23 protein-coding genes, 1 pseudogene and 1 riboswitch are annotated in these 19,681 nt (G+C 40.2%); of the genes and pseudogenes, 8 read left to right on the plus strand and 16 right to left on the minus strand.

The window, feature by feature from the left end:
* Positions 1-19 precede the first annotated feature (19 nt).
* The gene (locus tag M5V91_RS09790; RefSeq protein WP_009334811.1) at positions 20-1,246 is read right to left on the minus strand and encodes a BMQ_0737 family morphogenetic spore coat protein; all 1,227 of its coding nucleotides are present in this window, start codon (positions 1,244-1,246) and stop codon (positions 20-22) included.
* 163 nt (positions 1,247-1,409) lie between these two features.
* On the opposite strand from M5V91_RS09790, the gene M5V91_RS09795 reads away from it, so the two are divergent.
* The 7 genes from M5V91_RS09795 to M5V91_RS09825 all read left to right on the plus strand — a co-directional run bounded on the left by M5V91_RS09795 (position 1,410) and on the right by M5V91_RS09825 (position 4,704).
* Positions 1,410-2,594: a hypothetical protein gene (locus tag M5V91_RS09795; protein WP_019382440.1), complete on the plus strand. Its 1,185-nt coding sequence runs from the start codon at positions 1,410-1,412 to the stop codon at positions 2,592-2,594.
* 97 nt (positions 2,595-2,691) lie between these two features.
* Positions 2,692-2,895, plus strand: a complete 204-nt coding sequence (locus tag M5V91_RS09800; RefSeq protein ID WP_284522059.1) for a hypothetical protein — start codon at positions 2,692-2,694, stop codon at positions 2,893-2,895.
* A 46-nt stretch (positions 2,896-2,941) separates the two neighbouring features.
* Complete coding sequence (locus tag M5V91_RS09805; protein ID WP_284522060.1) at positions 2,942-3,271, plus strand: hypothetical protein; 330 nt, start codon at positions 2,942-2,944, stop codon at positions 3,269-3,271.
* Between the two features lie 122 nt (positions 3,272-3,393).
* Positions 3,394-3,633 (plus strand): hypothetical protein, encoded by a 240-nt coding sequence (locus tag M5V91_RS09810; RefSeq protein ID WP_284522061.1) that lies wholly within the window; start codon positions 3,394-3,396, stop codon positions 3,631-3,633.
* A 4-nt stretch (positions 3,634-3,637) separates the two neighbouring features.
* Positions 3,638-4,201 (plus strand): hypothetical protein, encoded by a 564-nt coding sequence (locus M5V91_RS09815; RefSeq protein ID WP_284522062.1) that lies wholly within the window; start codon positions 3,638-3,640, stop codon positions 4,199-4,201.
* 53 nt (positions 4,202-4,254) lie between these two features.
* Positions 4,255-4,380 (plus strand): hypothetical protein, encoded by a 126-nt coding sequence (locus tag M5V91_RS09820; protein WP_284522063.1) that lies wholly within the window; start codon positions 4,255-4,257, stop codon positions 4,378-4,380.
* A 132-nt stretch (positions 4,381-4,512) separates the two neighbouring features.
* The gene (locus tag M5V91_RS09825; RefSeq protein WP_251175215.1) at positions 4,513-4,704 is read left to right on the plus strand and encodes a CsbD family protein; all 192 of its coding nucleotides are present in this window, start codon (positions 4,513-4,515) and stop codon (positions 4,702-4,704) included.
* 55 nt (positions 4,705-4,759) lie between these two features.
* Here the strand turns inward: M5V91_RS09825 and M5V91_RS30940 are convergent.
* The 13 genes and pseudogenes from M5V91_RS30940 to M5V91_RS09890 form a co-directional block, all read right to left on the minus strand.
* Positions 4,760-5,223: pseudogene (locus tag M5V91_RS30940) on the minus strand (C40 family peptidase).
* 816 nt (positions 5,224-6,039) lie between these two features.
* Entirely contained in the window at positions 6,040-7,917 is a 1,878-nt protein-coding gene (gene selB, locus M5V91_RS09840; protein WP_284522065.1) for a selenocysteine-specific translation elongation factor, read from the minus strand.
* A gap of 75 nt (positions 7,918-7,992) precedes the next feature.
* The gene (gene coaW, locus M5V91_RS09845; RefSeq protein ID WP_019382446.1) at positions 7,993-8,796 is read right to left on the minus strand and encodes a type II pantothenate kinase; all 804 of its coding nucleotides are present in this window, start codon (positions 8,794-8,796) and stop codon (positions 7,993-7,995) included.
* On the minus strand, positions 8,771-9,523 hold the full coding sequence (locus M5V91_RS09850; protein ID WP_019382447.1) for a YwaF family protein: 753 nt from the start codon (positions 9,521-9,523) through the stop codon (positions 8,771-8,773). Before M5V91_RS09850 ends, coaW begins: the two co-directional genes overlap by 26 nt.
* A gap of 65 nt (positions 9,524-9,588) precedes the next feature.
* On the minus strand, positions 9,589-9,963 hold the full coding sequence (locus M5V91_RS09855) for an SET domain-containing protein (protein WP_009334820.1): 375 nt from the start codon (positions 9,961-9,963) through the stop codon (positions 9,589-9,591).
* Between the two features lie 35 nt (positions 9,964-9,998).
* Entirely contained in the window at positions 9,999-10,499 is a 501-nt protein-coding gene (locus M5V91_RS09860; protein ID WP_369425954.1) for a Dph6-related ATP pyrophosphatase, read from the minus strand.
* 20 nt (positions 10,500-10,519) lie between these two features.
* Complete coding sequence (locus tag M5V91_RS30415; protein ID WP_369425955.1) at positions 10,520-10,675, minus strand: Dph6-related ATP pyrophosphatase; 156 nt, start codon at positions 10,673-10,675, stop codon at positions 10,520-10,522.
* Positions 10,676-10,739: 64 nt separating this feature from the next.
* Complete coding sequence (locus M5V91_RS09865) at positions 10,740-13,520, minus strand: SbcC/MukB-like Walker B domain-containing protein (RefSeq protein WP_284522066.1); 2,781 nt, start codon at positions 13,518-13,520, stop codon at positions 10,740-10,742.
* A 20-nt stretch (positions 13,521-13,540) separates the two neighbouring features.
* Complete coding sequence (locus M5V91_RS09870) at positions 13,541-13,873, minus strand: AAA family ATPase (protein WP_284522067.1); 333 nt, start codon at positions 13,871-13,873, stop codon at positions 13,541-13,543.
* Positions 13,870-15,012 (minus strand): exonuclease SbcCD subunit D, encoded by a 1,143-nt coding sequence (locus M5V91_RS09875; protein ID WP_284522068.1) that lies wholly within the window; start codon positions 15,010-15,012, stop codon positions 13,870-13,872. The genes M5V91_RS09870 and M5V91_RS09875 overlap by 4 nt, the downstream gene beginning before the upstream one ends.
* A gap of 179 nt (positions 15,013-15,191) precedes the next feature.
* Positions 15,192-16,475 carry a Na+/H+ antiporter NhaC family protein gene (locus tag M5V91_RS09880; RefSeq protein ID WP_251175210.1) on the minus strand — a complete coding sequence of 428 codons (1,284 nt, stop codon included), beginning with the start codon at positions 16,473-16,475 and terminating at the stop codon, positions 15,192-15,194.
* A gap of 86 nt (positions 16,476-16,561) precedes the next feature.
* A riboswitch (SAM riboswitch) is annotated at positions 16,562-16,666 on the minus strand.
* Positions 16,667-16,827: 161 nt separating this feature from the next.
* Positions 16,828-17,412: a DUF421 domain-containing protein gene (locus M5V91_RS09885; RefSeq protein ID WP_019382452.1), complete on the minus strand. Its 585-nt coding sequence runs from the start codon at positions 17,410-17,412 to the stop codon at positions 16,828-16,830.
* Positions 17,413-17,529: 117 nt separating this feature from the next.
* Positions 17,530-17,730, minus strand: a complete 201-nt coding sequence (locus M5V91_RS09890) for a cold-shock protein (protein WP_009334826.1) — start codon at positions 17,728-17,730, stop codon at positions 17,530-17,532.
* A 334-nt stretch (positions 17,731-18,064) separates the two neighbouring features.
* Between M5V91_RS09890 and M5V91_RS09895 the strand changes: the two genes are divergently transcribed.
* A complete protein-coding gene (locus M5V91_RS09895; RefSeq protein WP_308937095.1) occupies positions 18,065-18,343 on the plus strand; it encodes a phage holin family protein in 279 nt (92 codons plus the stop codon).
* Positions 18,344-18,395: 52 nt separating this feature from the next.
* On the opposite strand, the gene M5V91_RS09900 is transcribed toward M5V91_RS09895, so the two are convergent.
* Positions 18,396-18,722: a hypothetical protein gene (locus M5V91_RS09900; protein ID WP_251175208.1), complete on the minus strand. Its 327-nt coding sequence runs from the start codon at positions 18,720-18,722 to the stop codon at positions 18,396-18,398.
* A gap of 126 nt (positions 18,723-18,848) precedes the next feature.
* Positions 18,849-19,604: an SDR family oxidoreductase gene (locus M5V91_RS09905; protein ID WP_374940705.1), complete on the minus strand. Its 756-nt coding sequence runs from the start codon at positions 19,602-19,604 to the stop codon at positions 18,849-18,851.
* Between the last annotated feature and the right edge of the window lie 77 nt (positions 19,605-19,681).

Genomic DNA, 19,681 nt, shown 5'->3' on the forward strand with positions numbered 1-19,681 from the left:
TTAACATTTATACTTGGGATTAGTCATCTAGTAAGTTAGGAAAAGTAACACAATCCTGTACAACTAAATCTTCATCTGGTACAAAATCTACTGCAGCAGCAGCAAAAGTTATCAGAGCTGTTCCAGCAAGATCAGTAAGGGTAATGGCATATGTGTCATCAGCTGATCCGATATTTTCTACTAATGTCAATGTGAACAATACAGTCCGGTCAGCAACTCCAGGGTCTGCAAAGCTTACTGTACCTGCCCCTTCAACAGTCATCGTTGTTACCCCAAGAACCTCTGTACATTCCGGCATTCCAATTTCTGAAGCAGTAAACGTAAAGCTTTGATCTACAGTACCTGTTCCTGTTCCTGTTGGAACAACGAAATCTTCGACAATCCAGGAAATAGTGCTCCCAGTTAATTGACAGTTATCGCAAATCTCAGCATTAAGTTCCGTAGTATAAGTTCCTGCAGCTAACGGTGTATCAAAAAGAATTGGTGCGAAGGTAATATCAACTGGACCAGTCAATGGATCTGTATCCACAAACGCCTGGCAATCACAGTTGTCGCGAGGGAAGAAGTCACATTGTGCAGGCCATTCGAATTCCGGACATACGCCGTTAGTAGGAAGTTCAATGTCATTTGGACGCGGGAAGCAGAATTTAGCAAGTACTTCTAGTTTTACATCTGCTTCTACTTGAATCTCGAAACAGATATCCAGCATAACCTGAAGGCCAAGGTCTGGGTCTCCAGTTTCGATGAAGTTAGTGTCACAGTCTAGTGAAATTAAACGGCAGAACACGTTATCAGCTGTAAACGGTTCTGGAGCACAAACAACTAAACGGCGGGATTCACTGATAGTAGGACGGAATTGGCAAATGATAGCACCTGTGCTATCAAAGATTGTAATTAGCGGTCTAATAGTGAAAATGACTTTTACAATGGCCACTTCTACTAGTCTGCCGCCTAGCGGAATTTCACGTCTTTCAATTCTGGAAGAAACTGTACACAATGCGTTTCCATCCGTATCTGGAGGATCAAGCGGGAAGAAGCCTCCTACATCTGGAACTTCGCATGTTACATCTAGCGGTGTTCTTCCTGCTGCAACCGCTGCAGCAACTGCAGCTGCGCAATCATCCGGCAAGGTTATACCTGTATCGGTAGAAATAGCATCAAAAACCCAGTCATAAACCTTGGATACCCGAATACATTCTTCTTGAACGTTATTAGGAGTCAATTGGGATCCTCTAATAGGTTTCAAGCAAATCATCCTTTCTAATAGGTTGTGTTTTCACTTCATAGTATGGATATATTTAGAATTGTGTTCTAATCAAATAGCCTGTTTTTGTTGATTCTCACGAATTCGGTCTCTTCTTCATATATATAGGTGTTACAAATGCAATTGATAAAAGGAGACTGTACACATGACCTATTCTGTTTTTATTGATGGCGAACTTTTAGGCAAAGCTCTCTATCAGTCAGCAGTTAGCCTAGCATTATTTTGTGAGCAGCAGGGATTTGAAGCAGTTATTGATCAACACAAAGAAACGATTAATATTGAAACCGGAAGAAAACAGCACCCTATCTCAATTTCTGCTCGTTCAAAGAACCAGCCAAGCCAGGACGCTGTTCTAAAATTGAATGATATCCTTAAAGCTGAGGGTCTGGATCTTTTGAAAGAGCCAAGTATCATTATATATTTGGATAGCATTGACCAGCAGTATTCTGATCAGCAATTGATCATTGAACATAATGTTCTTCTTGATGAAAGGCTCAAAAATCTTCTCATTATAGAGTTTAATAAAGCAAAAATACCTTTTGTTTTAAATGAAAAGAAAAATTTAGCTGCTGATGGGAAACAGCAATTAGCCTTCAGATCTCAATTTAACGAAGATGATCGACTAATATTAAGCATATCTCGTGCTTTGATCAGGTACTGCAGCGTCAAACCTGCTGCAAATAATTCGGCTATAGTGCCAATGCCACTTATAAAGTCCTGGTTAAGCTCCTTTTTAGATCAAGCACCACTGCCTAATACACAAGAAAAGAAAGCTGTAACAAAGGGTCCTGAAAAAACCATGAAACCCGAAAAGAATAAAAATAGCTCAGCAGTCAACAGCCAAGACCAAAGATTAAAGAAAGCCAATGCTGAAGTATTCCTAAATTACACAATGCTCATTCCAAGACCGGATGATGAACAAAAAGAGTATATGGTGAACGGTTCAATCATAATGAAAAATACTGGGGATCTTGATTTAAAGAATCCTGTCATATGCATTAAAATCCCCGTCGAACAAGGAATCTCTTTACAGGGCCAGATCCTGCCGCCTAAACTGGTTGCAGGTCTGGCAATGAAGGGCAGTGATGGAGAAAAAGGCTGGAAATATGTATATGATGATTGGAGAGATAGGGTGAAAACCAAAGGGGAATATTGGATTACTTCCATTCAGGAATTAACTATTCCCCCTGGAGGCTCTGAAGTATTCAACGGGTTAAAGGTCCTTATAAGAGAACCTAAAAATTCCTCAGTCGGTATCCATGCATTTGTATACTTTAATGAAGGCAAACAACAATACGCATCCAACAACACCATTTCACTTTCATTTTAAGCCTGTGTTAAACAGGCTTTTTATTTTGCAACAATCTGCCTATTAGCACATAGGATAGTGTATATGCTCCTAATTGTAAGGTCAGGAGGGCACATACATGTTGAATGCACCTTTCATTAAAGATAATGGGAAACAAGACTATAGAAATCTTCAGCAAAAAGTGATTTATCTTACTGCTGAAATCTCAAAATATAAAAATAAAATTAAGGAATATCAAGAAAATTATCATTACAGCCAATTGGAAACTTTGAAAAATGAGAACCAATACTTAAAGGAACAAATCCAAAAACCAGCAGGATGAATTAAATATAAAAGAACAACTTAGTTTTGCAATAGCCCGTTATGAAATGAAGCTGAAAGAACTTTCTTCTAAAGAAGCAGATTACCTCTCTAAGATTGAATCATTAGATGAACAAATCCAAAACAGTCAGAAGCTTATTTCAAACCTGCAGGAAAATAACACCTCTTTACGTCAGGAAATTGAAGAGTTTCATAAAAATAGAATCTACCTGCATAAACAACTTTCAGAAAAAGATTCTGATCTTATCAGATTGAAAAGTGAGAATAAACATCTCCAATCAAAGAATAATGACTTTAAAGACTTAGTTGTAAGTATGAAAGATGAATTGAACAAATACTCAAATCAATTAGAGACAATCGAAAAAAGGATCAGCTAATTATAGACGACCTGCAATATAACCTATCCATACAAAAAGAGGAAAATGAAAAGCTTCTTCTTGAAATACTGGAATACAGTACCTTAATTAGTGAATATGAAGATAAAATAAAGAAAAATGAAATGAATATAAATGAATTAAAAATAAAAGATGATAAAAACCTTCAGCTTCAACAGCAAAATGAGCAGCTGGAAGCATTAAACAGGGATTTGTATGAAGAAAAGGTGTTGTTGGAGCATGTACAAAAAGAAATAATTGCTCAGTTACTATTAATTAGAGATGAGATCAAGGAATATCCAAACTCCCCTTTTAGTTCGGATGTTATCTCTTACGGTAAACTTATGGGCAATGTTAAGAAATAATGTATTGCAGCTGAAAGAATGTAGAATATCAGAAAGGAGAATGAACATGCTCCGCAATCATACTCCCAATATGGATAACCAGATACAGCAGAAAATCACTAACCTAAAATCAGAATTAGCCAAATGTCAGTCCATGCTTAGCTCCCCTTTTAAAAGAGATGACTCAATAGAATTCGAAAATAACATGATGCAAATTAATGAATTGATCAATAAAAATGATACCTTGAGAAAGAAATTGGCTTTATTATCTGAAGAAAATAAAAAACAAAGGTCATATTTGCATAACCTACAGAAATCAGTTTATGAGCTTCATAATAAAGATTTAACAGATGAACTTTTTATAAAAGAAGATAAAGAGCTGATTTACAAATTAGAAAGACGAATTTATGAGCTTGAATTAACGTTTTGGGAAATGCATTGTAAAATTGAGAATTTGGAAAGGGAAAATGAAAGACTGATTCAAATACCTGAAAATGAAAATTCACTTCACTTATTCCATAAATCAGATTCTGGTGACACCAGCAGTGAGATCATTATATTAAAGGAAAAAAGAGGCTTGAACAATTAGTAAGTATAGAAACGAACACAGTAACAGCCTTCAGCAAGCCAAAGCTTCAAAAAATGTCTAATAATGAAGCAGAAATTATTAATCCTGGAACTGCCCGCAATATAGAGCTTGAAAGGGCTATAAAACTTTTGGAGGGGGAAATTTTATCATTAGAAAATAAATTGAATGATCAAGAATAAAACACGTCTTTGAATAAGTCGTGTTTATTTTCTATCATTCTCCAATAAGTGTGAAGGCTGTATTTCTCAGTTAGTTTTAGAGTGCTCATTTTGGGTAAATAAGAAGTAAGCAAACACAAGGAGGAGATACTTATGAACAAAGACCAGACAAATGGAAATGTGGACCAATTAAAAGGCGAATTTAAAAAGCAATATGGCAAACTGACCAATAATGAATCCAAAGAAGCTGAAGGGAATATGGATAAATTCAAGGGACAGGCACAGGAAAAATGGGGAGATGCAAAGGAGGCACTCTCAAAGACTTTCAGTGATCGCAGAGATTAATAAAAGTACTCAACGCTGCATTTGAGCGTTGAGTACTTTTTCATGAGCAGAATGATTAAAAAGTCGTTTTCGCCCCTAAATAACGAGGCTTCCAATATGAATTATTCATATCACTGATTTCTACACCTCGTGAAGAACCAGCATGAATGAACTTGTAATTGCCAAGGTAGATACCTGCATGTGATGGACCGGACTTGTATGTTTCAAAAAAACCAAATCGCCCACTCTTGGTGCTGCAACATGTTTTGTCGCGCTCCAAATGGATGCTACAGTACGAGGAATAGAGATTCCCACTTTACCATATACATAGTTCAGGTAGCCGCTGCAGTCAAATCCAGCAGGTGTGCTTCCTGCCCATTCATAAGGTGAACCGATGTATTTCTTAGCTTCAGAAATCAGTTCATTCACCTTTGATGTCGTTTGGCCTGCAACCTGTGATTCTGCCGGCTTGCTTGATGCCGTACCAGATACTTTTAAAGTCTGACCAGCATAAATCAAGTCAGAAGAAAGGTTGTTCATTGCCTTTAGTTGTGAAACCGATAAGTTATGGCGAGATGCAATACCTGAAAGAGTGTCTCCTCTTTTGATGGTATAGGATCCAGTGCTTGCAGGAGCAGAAGGTGCAGCAATGTTAGCCGAACCTTTCACTTTTAGCTTTTGACCTGGATATATCGTGTCACTGCTGAATCCGTTTAAACTCTTTAGTGTACTGACGGAAAGGCCGTGTGTTCTTGCAATTCCCCATAAAGTATCGCCCGATTTCACTGTGTAGCTGACTGTACCGCCAGAAGACCCTCCTGTTGAAGCGTCATGGCTGTGCGGTGCCAGAAGAGTCAGAGCTTGTCCTTTATATATTATCGATCCTGATATATTATTCCATGTCTTTAACTCTTCAATTGAAAGATTGTTAGAGCGGGAGATTCCCCATAAGGTGTCGCCAGACTGAACTATATATTTATTTTCATGAGCACTTGCTTCTCCATTGAACGGTGTAATCAAAAAACCAGCTGTCGCAGCCATTGTAAGTAGTTGTTTCTTCAAGTTGTACACTCCTTAAATTTCTTTGACAACCTAATATTAGTAATAATTCTAGTAAAATCCTATCTGAAAATAATGGACAAATAGGTAAAATCATCTATAATTTCATGGAATTCCCTACACTGGTTAAATTGTAGTAACTTTGTCCTGTATTTATTAGTAGTTATTTCCACAATAACAGGGGTAACCGGGTAAATCTTCGTCATATTTCGGACTATTCTGATTAAACTTTCTTTTCCCCAAACAAAAAATAGATCAGCATTTTAAAGCTGATCTACTTAAAGAAAACTCCTTACTTTAAATCCATATTCTTTTATTTTCTGCTCTGCGTGTCATTCCCAAAGTATCAAGTTTTTCGAGAAAAGGAATCATATACTTTCTGGAAAGACCCAATACATCCTTTGCATTGCCCACTTCAAATTCAGCAGCTGTGCTCTTTTTCAGTTCTTCTACTGCTTTTCTAAAATGATCACCATGCCAATAGTATTGTGCATCTAGCGGTACGACGATTTCCTGGTCTTCTAAATAGCGTTTTAAATCGCCTTTGAGATTCTCTGGGATTCCTGCAGAAGCATAATATTCATCGAAAGGCTTTACTTTATAGCCATCTTTTTTTAAGTCAGCAAGAAGATTGTCAGTGCGTTTTTGCCAGCTTTTCGGTACATGCGGATAAAAACCTTTATTCTGTAAAAACTGGCCTTTTCGTTGGAACGCGCTCTTTTCAATCGCTGCATTCAAAACAAATTCAACCAGCATTTTAGGATATTTATTCTGCATTGCCTGCAGCAATTCTGCTTTATTGGCCCCTTGCTTCATTGGATTTTCCAGGTGGAACTCATTCAGGCGGTCAGCTATTTCTTCCTCTACTGCCTCTTTGATGGCTACTAAAGTGAATTCCTTGCTGTTAATACTCAGAAAATCTTCTTCTTTAAGTATTTCTTTAACCGTCAATTCATCCAGTGAGGTTTTTGCTGTAATCTCTGAAACCGTAAGTACCTTATCATCTGACAACGCCGTTTTTATGCGATCTTTCGGTGTCCCTTCTTTTTTCCGGCTTAAGTTTTCAATGGTTTTTTGGCCGAACCGGTATTTTTCCCCGTTGGGATCTATAACCCAGCCCCCGCCGATAGTCTCCTGGGGACTAGGCCGTCTTAAAATGAACCTGTCTCCCCTTTTGGCGACGACTTCTTCTTCTAAAGGGAGCTGGCAGAGAATTTCTCCCTCTGAATTGGATAAATCATTACGGTCAAAAAAGACGATTTTGCCCATGACCTCAGCTGTACCAATATGGCATTTGATCGGCATTCTCTGTTTGACGATATGCTCTAAATCTCCCACCATTCTTACTGCCACATCAATGGTTTTCGTGACGCTGAAATGCCCAGACGATACAAGGACCTCTCCCCGCTCAATATCCTCCTTCGAAACACCCGAAAGGTTAATGGCTGCCCTTTGCCCTGCAAATGCCGCTTTTGCAGGCTGATGATGTACCTGCAGCTGGCGTGCCCTGGTCTCAATACCATTTGGCATGATTTTCAGAAGCTGTCCTTCTTCGACTTTTCCTTCATAAACAGTTCCTCTGACTACGGTTCCCTGGCCTTTCACCGTAAATACCTGATCGATTGGAAGGCGGAATGCGCCTTTTGCATCCCGTGTGTCCCTTTCTTTCAGCGTAAGAATAATCAACTGCTTTAACTCTTCAATCCCTTTGCCTGACAAGCTATCTGTTAAAATAAATGGAACATCTTCAAAAACAGTTCCTTTCAGTTCCTCAATAATTTCTTCTTTTACAAGGCCGGTGAACTCTTCGTCCACACGATCAATTTTTGTTATGGCGACAATGCCATTTCGGATCCCCAGAAAATCAAGAATTTCCAGATGTTCTCTTGTTTGCGGCATAACACCTTCATCTGCTGCAACAGCCAGGATGACTAAATCAATACCTGCAACACCTGCAATCATTTGCCTGATAAAACGTTCATGACCCGGTACATCCACTACTGAAATTTGAATTTCCTCATCTTCATGTAAAGGGGCAAATCCTAGTTCTATGGATATTTGCCTTTCTTTTTCTTCTTTTAGCCTATCTGTATCCACGTTTGTTAATGCTTTAGTCAATGTAGTTTTTCCATGATCGATATGGCCAGCCATACCGATTGTAAAGTATCTTTTCATCAAATCTGCCACCTGCTTCTTTTTGCATTCTTGTTCAACTGTATCCTGAAAAAAGAATCTTTCAATCATCTGGTTTTATAAGGACAGCATCGCACCTAATGCTCCACAATACGCCCCATTTTGAATAAAGACAGGTTTCTTGCCAAGCATGGCGGTATATTTCTCTAACAGGTGCTTTAACGGGGCATTATGCCGAAGTGTGCTTCCTATATAAATTATGTATTCAATTTGGTGCTGATCTGCAGCCTGAGTGCTTAAGAGTACTATCGTTTCAGCAATCATGCTGGTTAAACTGGCAGCTTTGTCTTCCTTGCTTACTTGATCATCCTTAATTTTCCCAAAATTGCTCGCAGTTAGGCTTCCATCTAACGGTGAATCGAATGGTGAATAAATATCTTTGACCAATAAATCTGCATTCTCTGCTTTCCCGCTGGCAGCCAGCGAAACGAGCTTGGAAAAGTCACCTTCACCAGTCAGCAATCTTCCCAGTCCCATCAACGTGCCCCCGCCAATGCCGCTCCCAGTCACCCTTGAGATACTCCCGCCGTTGTTTAGGGAAATCGAGGTTCCTGTGCCTATACTTATGAAGAGAAAATTTTCATAGGATAATCCATCTTGCTTCATCAAATAGGATGCACCCATACCGCAAGACTCAAATTCAGGAACAATCCGGGCATTTTGAAAAAACTCATTTTGAAGGTATTCAGCCTTCCCGCCTGTCAAGGCAATTGGCGCATCAGCAGCAGTCATTTTCAGCCAATTCATTGAACTGTACAGCTCATCAATCGGATAGCTTTTGTAATGGATTTGACCTTGTTCTTCAAATGCCATTTTCAGCAGAGAACCTCCAGCATCAATCCCTATTTTTGCAGGTTTCATGCAGATTCCGCCTTTCCAGCTTTATTTTTCCAATCATTTTGAATGGCAGCAGCAATAATGAAAACAGCATTAATGCCGCTATCTCCAGTGTTATTATGTAATAAGGGTAAGGTCCGAAGTAATCTAATAATGAAGTATTCTCAGGCTTACGGGAAAGGAACATATAATTTCCTCCTGTTAGCTTGTTTGCGAAAAATGCCGCAGCTGCACAGAGATTCAGGAAGATAAAAGATTGGAACAGACCCTTTCCTGTTGGCCTGAATTGATGAACAAACACGAAATAAAGGCAAGTCCAAACAATTAGATTATGAGTAATAAAAAATTGAAAATAGCGAAAATGAGGAAAGCCTAAAAACAGCTCAGGAGTCAGAATGGCCATTATTGCCCCCGTGACGCCTATGTAATAGACAATCTGGAAGACGGCCTTAGATTTTGATGCCAATAATAACAAGCAAAGGACTAAGCTTATGGAGCAAAGCTGGAGCGGCAGAGTGAAGGAAAGATCCCATTTCCCGCCATGATAAAGCCAGAAATGGTAAAGCAGCTCCAGTGTAAAAAGCAGCAGAAACATATACAGCCTGAATTTTTGATCAAGCCGGTATAACCCTTTTCTGAATATGAATAAAAGCGCTGATGCTGCTGCAAATAACACAATCATGGCAATATGAGGCGCGGAAAAAGACATAAAAGGGAAAGCTTTATAATCATGAGAAAATACATCGGACAAACTATTCTCTCCCTTCCGGGCTGGAGACTGCTCTCCAGGCCTGGAAAGGACTAGACTCAATTAAATTATTTATTAAACCAAAGGGGATCATCATTATCAGCTTCCCCATTATAATTAATCAATACCTCTTCACCTGCTTTAATGTCTCTATAAGCGAAAAAGTCAAAGGTATGATTGTCAAAGTTAATATCATATACTGCATTTGGCTTGTAGGAATGGTTAAAAAGCATCCCATAGCCTAATAAAATGGCACTGTGATTTTTTCCGTATTCAAATGCATAATCAGCCAGAGCCGTTTTTTCAATATACTGATGCTCTTTGTTTGGATAAGGAAGGACCGGAGCCTCATGAATCAGTTCACCCTTCTTAATATCACGAGTAGCAAAGACTCCTCTATTATGTTCGCCATCGCTTACTGCTGATGTCTTAATTTCGATCATTTCATTACCTGCACATTCTCGTCAATGACGTTTTTTTATTTTTCAGCGAGCCTAAACTCACCAAATTCCAATTTCTTCGTGGTTTCAAGCTGAATCACTACAGGAGAGTCCAGCTGGATGCTTTTATAAAATAGCGGACCGTCATAAACAAATGTATGATACTCACCTGATTCACCCATTGGACAGACAGGCTCATCTTCAATTTTGCTTACAAAGTCTTGATTAAGTTCCTTGCCCAGCCAGGAGCTGTCCAATACATCTTCCCGGACACGTATGACTTTGGCTTTATAGCCTGATTCCGCAAAGGCCTTTAATGCCTTAAGACTATCTTTCTCCTCCATCCATAGAGGATATACCGCATCCAATCCTGCTTCGGCAGCTGTTTTTTCTCCCCATTCGCGGTGACCATCCAAGTATAGATCCCCATATGCAATGCCTGTAATCCCATATGTATCTTTTATTTTTCTTAAATCACTCACGAAACGTTCCGAGTAATCCTCAAAAGTACAATAAATAAACTCTGCAGGTATGGACAAGCTTTTAGCCTGAAGCTGGATTAATTCCTTTTTTCACCATGCCCGAACGTTCTGCCAATTTCCTTTGGAACCGTTGTCAGAAGGCATGCAACCTCGTACCCCTGTTTTATTAGAACATCTAGAGCCAGACAGCTGTCTTTGCCGCCGCTCCATGATAAAACGACTTTCTTCCTCAACAGTCTTCACCAACTTTAATAGTATTGGAAAAAGGATAGAAGGTCTATCCTTTTTCCTTGAATCCTAATTTAAAAATTGAAACTGTGTACGGCTTCCTGTCTGGCTTGCTGTTACTTCCAGACGTGCATCAATTCTTTCCTTCAGCTCAGGAACATGAGAGATGATGCCTACAAGCCTTCCGCTGCTTTGGATTTCGATCAATGCTTCTATTGCCTGATCTAATGATTCGGGATCAAGTGTTCCAAATCCTTCATCAATGAACATCGTCTCAAGGGATACCCCTCCTGCGTATTGCTGCACCACGTCCGCCAGACCAAGAGCAAGTGCGAGCGCGGCTTTAAAGCTTTCTCCGCCAGATAAAGTTTTAACATGCCTTTCCTGTCCAGTGTATTGATCGAACACTAGCAATTCCAGGCCGCTTTGTGCGTTGCCCTTTGACCGGTCTGTTTTTCGAAGCAGCATATATCTTCCGCTAGTCATCTTTGATAAACGTCCGTTGGCTTCCCTCAGTATATCATCTAAAAAGGCCGCCAGGACAAATCGTTCAAAAGTAATTCGGTAAGTGTTCTGCCCTTTTGAAATTTCATACAAGTGCCCGATTACTTTGTACCTTTCCTCCAGGGCTTTCATATTTTCATTTATTTCTTCGATTTTTTGCATAGTCTCTTTATTTTGCTTTTTCATCATAAACAGATTTGTATATTGATCCTGCAGCAGTTTCAATTGATCATCTGTTTCCTGCAATAATAGCTGCAAGCTATCCAGGTCAGGTTTTTCAATCCCTTCCAAGAGGTGCCCCAGCTCAGCGTATCGATCATGAACAGAACGGACTTCTTCCCGATATTCCCTTACTTCACCTTCAAGCTGCCTGATCTGATCCTCTGATTTTTTGGCATCACGGTATTCTCCGTAGACTTCAAAGCCCTGGTCCTTCATGCGCTGCACAAAATTCTGCCTTTCGGCTGCAAGCTTTTGCTCGATTTTATCAGCCTGCTTTTGAAGTGTCTCCAGTTTTGCCTGTTCTGCCAAGAGGGCCGACTTTGCATCTTGATAATTCTGCTGGGATGATTCCAGCTGCCTTTGCATAATTTCAAGTTTCTCAGCAGCAGTTTTCAAACTTGACTCATAAGCATCAATAGACCGCAGGTTTTCAGGAATAGTATCCGTCATCCTCGCCAAGTTGCTTCTCTTTTCCGCATGCAAAATGGCTGCGTCATTTATTTGGTCTTGCAGCCGGTCAATTTCTGCAGCTAGAGCTTCTTTCCTCTGCTGTGTTTTTTCTAACTCAGCAGTACAGTTTTCCAGCCTTAAAGATTTCTTCTTCAGTTCAGCATGAATTTTCAGAAGATCCTTCTTTTGATCGGCAAGAGTATTTTTCAGCACTAGCAAACTTTCTTGTTTAAAGTCAGGACGGTGTTTTTGTATTTGGGCTGTGAGTTCAGCCAATCCACTCTCGCTGGAATTCATGCGGGACTGGGCTTCATAAAAAGCAGACTCCGCTTTCGCTTTCTCGGCTTCAATTTGAGCTGCCTGTTTTTTTGCTTCCTTTAGGTCTTTTTCATCCGGAATATCATGCGGAGATACAGCCGGATTTGGATGGTGTTCTGAGCCGCAGACCGGACATGCCTCCCCGTTTTGCAGCCTGTTTGCCAAGATCGATGCCTGTCCATGAAGCCACTTGCCCTCCAGTTCTTCCACAAGCAGTTTGGCATCAGTCAGCCTGGATGAAGTCTGATCAAAATAATTTCTCTTATTGCTGAAGGCATTCATTGATAATTGATGCTCTTTATGCAGCTCTTCATATTTATGAAGCCGTTCTATTTCGTCTGTCAGTTTCTCCAGGTTTCGTTCATTCTCAATCTGTGCAAGCTTACTCTTTTCAATGTCCTGCTTTTCTTCAGAAAGTGTTTTTATTTGTAAATCAGCTTTTTGATGGGCTTCATCTTTCTGTCTCTTTTGAAGCCGGAGGTATTCAAGATTTTTTTCAAGAGAACGGACCAGCTTTTCCACTTTTGCATACGAGAGAATGTCCTCTTTCATATTTTGCAGGTGATTAACCTGTTCGGCAGCTTGTTTTCTTTCTTCCTCGCGGTTCTTTTCAGATTCCCATTTATCTTGCTTTTCTTTTAGGAGAGTTTCAAGAGTGCCTATATTTTTCTGAAGCTCATGAAGATCGGCATGTGCTGCATCAAGATCTTTCTTCAGTTCATGACAGAGCTGCTCCTGCTGATTAAGCAGGGCTGCTTTCTGGGCAAGAGCAATGGCATTCTCTTTGGCAGTATATTGGCCCCTAAGCCCCTCCAGCTCTTCTTTCCTTTGCATTAGCTCTTCTTTCGTCTTCAGCTGTTTGAGTACCATTTCAGCTTCATAGAGCTTTTGCTGAAGATGATCTCTCTGTTCCTTCTTTTTCCTGCCTGCTTCTGTCAGCTCAGCAAGGCCTGCTTCCATTTCCTTAATTTCCTCTGCAAGAAGCGGCATGAGCAGGGTGTCATTAACACTTCCTGCTTCGAGGCAGGATTTCAGCTCCTCGCTATATAAAGCCTGAACCTGATTAAAATACTGATCTCTCAGTTTTATCTGTTCTTCTACCGTTCTTTTTAATTCAGTTGCATCTTCTTTTAGTTTTTCTTCTATGCTTTTGTATATTTGAGTATGGAATAACCGCTGAAGAATGACTTCCTTATCCTTGCTTTCAGAAGTTAGGAGCTTTCGGAACTCTCCCTGGGGAATCATCAGAATTTGCCTGAACTGATTGCTGTCAATGATCATAATTTCTTTTATCTTTTCATCAACATCCCTGACATTTGAAGCCAGGAGCTTTTGCTCTCCATTTTCACCATACATATACAGTTCTGCTTTGGCACTTACTGTCGTCGTGCCATCGCCGCGCTCTTTTTCTTTTCCTGCTGAGGAGACCTAGTAATATAATATCTTTTATTTCTTAAAATGAATTCGAGGGAAATCTCGGTTAGTGTATTATTTTTCGCAAACTGGCTTCGAAGTTCGGGGCCATTTCGATCCTCCCCGCTCGCCTTTCCGTAAATCGCATAGCTGATGCCGTCAAAAATAGTGGTTTTACCTGAACCCGTCTTTCCGGAGATGACAAACATGGTCCGATTTCCAAGTTCCGTAAAATCAATGCTCTCACTGTCTGCGTAGGGGCCGAACGCCTGCATCGTTAATTTTAATGGCTTCATTTCAGCGCCTCCTCCCTTAGCACTTTTTCGATCACATTGGTCATAACCTGCTGTTTATCTTCTGTAAATTCGGAAGTGGTCATTTGTTCATAGAATTGTTTAAACAGATCAAGCTCCGACTTTTTCTCTTCCTTCATCGAAAGGAAGGAGCTTTTTTTCATATCTGTAACGGCTATCCTTCTTTCAAGGTGAAGAACATTTGGGTAGACCTGTCTCAGCTTATTAATCGGATCAAGCAATGCGCCTTCATCAAAAAGGGTGATTTTCAGATAGTCATCAAGGTTCTGTTTTTCATAGAAAGCTGGATCCATCAGTTCATCCAGATGCCCTTCGATCTCTCTCAAGTCTTTTTTAGGCTTTAATGAACGAGTACGCAAGTCAAATTCACCATTCTCCTTCATTTCTATAATAGAAATGGATTTTTCCTGTTTAGCTTCGGAAAAAGAATATTTTAATAGGGAGCCTGAATAGCGGATCTTGTCATGCTTTATGGCATCAGGACTATGCAAATGACCAAGTGCCGTATAGGAGAAAGGATCAAAGCTGCTGGAATGGACACAGCCTGATCCTCCGACAGAGAGGGTCCTCTCCGAATCACTGGTAGCACCGCCCAAAACAAAAGCATGTCCGACAAGAACGTTCGGTTCATTTGGATTCAGGTACTCTTCAATTCTGTTCACAATTGCCTTCATTGCATCATCATGGGAATGCACACGGTCGTCATCAAGCAAATGCCTGACCATTCCGGGTTCAGCATACGGAACCAGATAAAAGTTCACACCATTAATATGTATGGGCCTAAAATCATTTACCAGTTTTCCAGACAGGTAGAACTTGCTTTGTTTGTACCAGGAGCTACCAAAGGACAGCCTTTCAGCGCTGTCATGGTTTCCTCCTATGGCAACCACAGGTGTATTGAGCTCTACATTTATTTTAAAAAGGATTTCATTCAGCAATTCTACAGCATCAGTCGGAGGTACGGAACGGTCATATAAGTCTCCTGCAATAACGACTGCATCCGGCTTTTCTTCCTCTACCACATCAATAAATTGATGCAAAAAATGACGCTGATCTCCGGTCATATATACACCATGGACCAGCTTGCCCAAATGCCAATCAGCGGTATGGATAAATTTCATATCTAACACCCTCTTTTCCTTGCCTGAGATTCTTTCTGCAATGTTACCATTATACCAAATCAAAAAACGGCAATGGCTCAGCAAAATTTGACAGAACATTCGTTCTAATTATATCAAAGATTATTTCCAAAACATAGCATTATTCGAAAAGAAAAAGAGCCCAACAAAGGCTCTTTCATCTATTGCTTTTTTAGCTTAGGGAAGTTAATCAAAATGGCTATAACACCGCAAATGCCAATTAATATTGGATAAATGGAATATGCCATGATGCTCACCGGCGAAATGGCAGCGAGCCCGGAAGCAGCCAGCATCTGTGCCCCATATGGGATAGTCCCTTGTACAAAACAGGCAAATATATCAAGAATACTTGCTGATTTACGTGGGTCAATCTCATATTGATCTGCAATTTTTTTGGCAAGCGGCCCTGCAATAATGATGGCAATTGTGTTATTGGCTGTAGATAAATTTGTCAGGGTGACAAGTGACGCAATACCAAATTCAGCTCCCCTGCGAGATTTTATTTTGCTTGTAGCCATGTGAAGCAAGTAATCGATTCCGCCATTAAATCGGATGATCTCAACCAATCCGCCAATGAGGATGGCAATTATCGCAAGGGTCTGCATACCAGCCATTCCTTCAGCAACCATTTGCAGGAATGAAACAAAGGTATAGCTGCCGTCTGCAATTCCGATCAGCCCTGCAAGAAGGATACCCCCGCTAAGGACAAGAATGACATTCATGCCAAGCAAAGCTGCAGCCAATACGCCAAGATAAGGGACTACTTTCAAAAAGCTGTAATCCCCGCTGGTTACCACGCTTTCCTGACCTGCTGTTAAAATCCCAAGAATCAAAGCCGTAAGCAATGCAGCAGGCAGGACGATTAAGAAATTCACACGGAATTTATCGGTCATTCTCGTTCCTTGTGTCCTGACCGCTGCAATGGTCGTATCAGAAATGACGGAAAGATTATCCCCGAACATGGCACCGCCTATTATTGCTGCCATGGCCAATGCGACGGAAATATCGGTCTCCGCAGAAAGAGCTACACCAATTGGAGCGAGAGCTACAACTGTCCCCATTGATGTTCCCATTGATAATGAAATAAAGCATGCAATGATAAAAATTCCGACCATAAGCAGATTCTGCGGGATAAAAGAGAGTGCAAGGTTCACTGTTGAATCAACTGCACCCATACCTTTAGCTGTACCAGAAAAGGCCCCTGCCAGGATAAAAATGATGGACATTAATATAATATCGGGATGACCTGCCCCTTTAGTGAATATCTCTACTTTTTCCATGAATGGCTTTTTTCTGTTCATTGCCAGTCCTATTCCGGCTGTAGCGGATACACTGACAATGATTGGAATGCTATTGAAATCTCCTGTTGCTATGCCGCTTCCAATAAAAATTAGAAGGAAAGCCAAAAGCGGCAATAATGCCCAGGGATTGCCCTTGTTTTTCATTAAAAATCTCCTCTCCGAATGGATTTTCCAGCAAAATAAAAAGACCTCTTCAAGCAAGAAGAGATCTTAACAAATCAATCGTTCTCTTCTTATCTGCCAAGCACCTATGCTTGCTGGATTTGGCACAGCGCTCTATAGAGCCCGCTGCCGAGACATCTTCGGGCCAGTCCCTCAGTCTCTCTTGATAAGTGATTTATATGAAATTATTCTGAAATAACTCACGTTTGAAAATTATACAGGAAACTCGCGAAACTTCAAGCACTTTTTTGTTATAGATTAAGAATCTGAATAATACTTTAAAAGGGGAAAGATGGGGATTATGAATTTAAAAAAGCCGCAATGCGGCTTAAAATTAGTGCAGATCTTTTGAATTTGGCGGGGAATGCCCCTTTTTCAGCTCCTGAAATATATCACCTGATGCTTGTGGTGCAGGCTGAACGGGTGACTGCAAAATCATTTCTCCTATCAGCCTTTTAAATTCTCCAACAGTCAAAGGCTTCGCATCATTCATTAACTCATACCCAAGCTGTCCATTCGGTTCAAGCGTAGCCATTTTGACATCTGAAATTTTTGTGATTCCGTTGGTTCTAAGCCTCATTTCCAGCTGATCAGCTGTAAAGCGCAGCTTCCTCATATTTGCTGTTTTTAGCTTCCCATCCTCAATCACAATTTTGGATTTGCCCGTTATAAATTTTTCAATAAAATTAAACTTTACCTGCAGATATTCCATTAATATTAATGATCCGATTAAGATAGCTGCTGCCACAATCGTTTTCCAAACACTTGTCTCAATGATCGGCTGAATGATAATGGTACCTATTGAAATCATCACAACTGTTTGAGCTAATGTCATTTGCGAAATGGATTTTCTTCCGGCCACACGTAAAAGCAATACCCCTGAAAAAATTAAAAGGACTGATTCCCATAAAAAATCCATCTTATACCACCTTCCCTTTTTCCCATAGGTTGTGGCATAGCATGTACTTATATACAATCGTTGATAAATAAAACAGCCTGACCAAATGGCCAGGCTGTTTTTGTATGGGTCTGTCGATTATAGTTTAGTTACGTTAGCTGCTTGAGGTCCGCGTGCACCTTCAACAACTTCGAAAGAAACTTCTTGGCCTTCTTCTAAAGATTTGAAACCTTCAGATTGGATAGCAGAGTAATGTACGAATACGTCGTTTCCGTCTTCACCTTCGATGAATCCGAAACCTTTTTCAGCATTGAACCATTTTACTTTACCGTTTTTCATGAAAAAATCCTCCTATTGGCTAGAAAAAGCCATGTGTAAATTCACCATATACACGCTTATAACTTTACGTTCATTACTCATCCAGACCATTGCCTAACGGTTGAAAAAGCAGCTAGCAAAATATAACACGATGCATAACGGCTGATTCAAATTTAGCACTTATAGGAAGGAATGTCAACTATACCACCCGTTTGCAAAAGGAATTTTCAAACTATTTCGTCTTCCGCGGATTCCAAAATGTGTAAATCTATCATGATATATCTACCATTTTAGAGACAATCAGACAAACAAATTATATGATGCATTCATAAAATATAGAAAACAGGATCAGGAGGTGAATGGATTGAACTTACTGGATTTTTTAAACCAGAATTATTACATGCTGGTCCCGGCCTTGTGGGTAATTGGGTATGCATTGAAACAGACACCAAAAATTCCTGATTGGTCCATCGTATGGATTCTTGTAATCATTTCTGTTTCCGCAGGCAGCCTGGCATTAGGCTTTTCTTTTGAAGGGCTCCTTAACGGAATCGTTGCAGCAGGCGTTGCGGTGCTTGGACATCAAATGATGAAACAGACTATAGAAGGTGCATACAGCAATAAAAAGAATTAGATGATATCATAAAAGGTTCATCCCAATTAGGATGAACTTTTTATTTACTCTATTATTTTAAGCCGGCCAGAACTTTTTCAATATACTCGCCAGTCATTTCCTGTGCTTTTGCAAAACTGTATACATGATTCGATGCCCAGTAATCATAAAGCCTGGCAAGATCATTTCGGTCATATACTTTATTCGCAAATGTGCTGAAGAAATAAACGATCAGGACATTCACGACATTTGCCGGCAGCTGTTTTCTGTTTGCAAGCGTGCCCAAAGCGATTTTTTCCAATCCTCTAATATTACCGCCTGTTAAGTATTCAACCATCTCAAGCGGGGAGGAAGTTTCACACTTTTGAATAAAATCAGGGTCATTTAATAAATTTAACATAGGTCTCTCCCCTCTATAACTTCTATTTATACACATTTGGAGGAGATCAATAAACCCTTTTGGGTATTTTGTATCAAAAATGATATAAATAGCTGAGATTTGTAATAAATGTCACTTGCTTTTAGGTTAACCGCGAATGAACCCTCCCTCGGAATGGATCACCTGCCCTGTTATCCACTTTGACTCTTCACTTGCCAGAAATGCTGCAAGATTGGCTGCGTCTTCAGGCTGGCCGATTCTGCCGGCTGGAAATTTAGGCAATAGGTGATTTCTTATGCCTTCATCCATCCATGTAGAGTCTGTTGGACCAGGGTTAATCGCATTGACGGTTATTCCTAAATGAGCAATTTCTGTTGACAGAGTTCTGGTAAATGCCGTGATGGCTGCTTTAGTAGAAGCATAAGCCAATTCACCGGGCATTGGACCCAGCTCTTGTCCGGAAGTCATATTAATGATTCGACCGTAAGGTAAATTCCAATCCGGAAATCTTTTGGCGAATTCAGTGCAGAGAAGAAATAGGGCTCTCATATTAACCGCATAGTGTGCGTCCAGTGTTTTTGCATCAAGCTCCAGATATCCATCTCTTGTTGAATGAGCTGCATTATTAACAAGTATCATCGGCTTTCCAACTGTCAAGGCAGCAGATTCAAGCACCTTTTCTGCTGATTGAACATCCGATAAGTCTGCTTCAAGACCTTTGCATTCAACCCCGTTTTCCGATATCTCCTTGCTGAATACTTTTTCCCAATGGGGCTCGGCATCCCAATAAGTAAAGAATATGTTAAAATCTCGGATAGCCAGCTTTCGGCATATAGCAGCACCTATGCCTTTATGGCTGCTGACACCTGTAACAATAACGGTCTTATTCTGTTGATTCATCAGCTTTCCCTCCAATTTGGCCTGCTGCGGGGTAGCCAGGAGATAAAGATTCCAATAAAAAAGCAGATACACAACAAGGT

The sequence above is a fragment of the Cytobacillus pseudoceanisediminis genome (genome assembly GCF_023516215.1).
Lineage (GTDB): Bacteria > Bacillota > Bacilli > Bacillales > Cytobacillaceae > Cytobacillus > Cytobacillus pseudoceanisediminis.

What these genes read in the sequence shown, in the direction of transcription:
- M5V91_RS09865 (WP_284522066.1), bottom strand. Translation starts at nt 13,520, where the DNA reads ATGTATGGTGAAAATGGAGAGCAAAAGCTCCTGGCTTCAAATGTCAGG.
- M5V91_RS09900 (WP_251175208.1), bottom strand. Translation starts at nt 18,722, where the DNA reads ATGTTAAATTTATTAAATGACCCTGATTTTATTCAAAAGTGTGAAACT.
- M5V91_RS09810 (WP_284522061.1), top strand. Translation starts at nt 3,394, where the DNA reads ATGAATATAAATGAATTAAAAATAAAAGATGATAAAAACCTTCAGCTT.
- M5V91_RS09805 (WP_284522060.1), top strand. Translation starts at nt 2,942, where the DNA reads ATGAAGCTGAAAGAACTTTCTTCTAAAGAAGCAGATTACCTCTCTAAG.
- selB (WP_284522065.1), bottom strand. Translation starts at nt 7,917, where the DNA reads ATGAAAAGATACTTTACAATCGGTATGGCTGGCCATATCGATCATGGA.
- M5V91_RS09855 (WP_009334820.1), bottom strand. Translation starts at nt 9,963, where the DNA reads ATGATCGAAATTAAGACATCAGCAGTAAGCGATGGCGAACATAATAGA.
- M5V91_RS09800 (WP_284522059.1), top strand. Translation starts at nt 2,692, where the DNA reads ATGTTGAATGCACCTTTCATTAAAGATAATGGGAAACAAGACTATAGA.
- M5V91_RS09875 (WP_284522068.1), bottom strand. Translation starts at nt 15,012, where the DNA reads ATGAAATTTATCCATACCGCTGATTGGCATTTGGGCAAGCTGGTCCAT.
- M5V91_RS09890 (WP_009334826.1), bottom strand. Translation starts at nt 17,730, where the DNA reads ATGAAAAACGGTAAAGTAAAATGGTTCAATGCTGAAAAAGGTTTCGGA.
- M5V91_RS09820 (WP_284522063.1), top strand. Translation starts at nt 4,255, where the DNA reads ATGTCTAATAATGAAGCAGAAATTATTAATCCTGGAACTGCCCGCAAT.
- M5V91_RS09795 (WP_019382440.1), top strand. Translation starts at nt 1,410, where the DNA reads ATGACCTATTCTGTTTTTATTGATGGCGAACTTTTAGGCAAAGCTCTC.
- M5V91_RS09870 (WP_284522067.1), bottom strand. Translation starts at nt 13,873, where the DNA reads ATGAAGCCATTAAAATTAACGATGCAGGCGTTCGGCCCCTACGCAGAC.
- coaW (WP_019382446.1), bottom strand. Translation starts at nt 8,796, where the DNA reads ATGAAACCTGCAAAAATAGGGATTGATGCTGGAGGTTCTCTGCTGAAA.
- M5V91_RS09880 (WP_251175210.1), bottom strand. Translation starts at nt 16,475, where the DNA reads ATGAAAAACAAGGGCAATCCCTGGGCATTATTGCCGCTTTTGGCTTTC.
- M5V91_RS09825 (WP_251175215.1), top strand. Translation starts at nt 4,513, where the DNA reads ATGAACAAAGACCAGACAAATGGAAATGTGGACCAATTAAAAGGCGAA.
- M5V91_RS09885 (WP_019382452.1), bottom strand. Translation starts at nt 17,412, where the DNA reads ATGGATTTTTTATGGGAATCAGTCCTTTTAATTTTTTCAGGGGTATTG.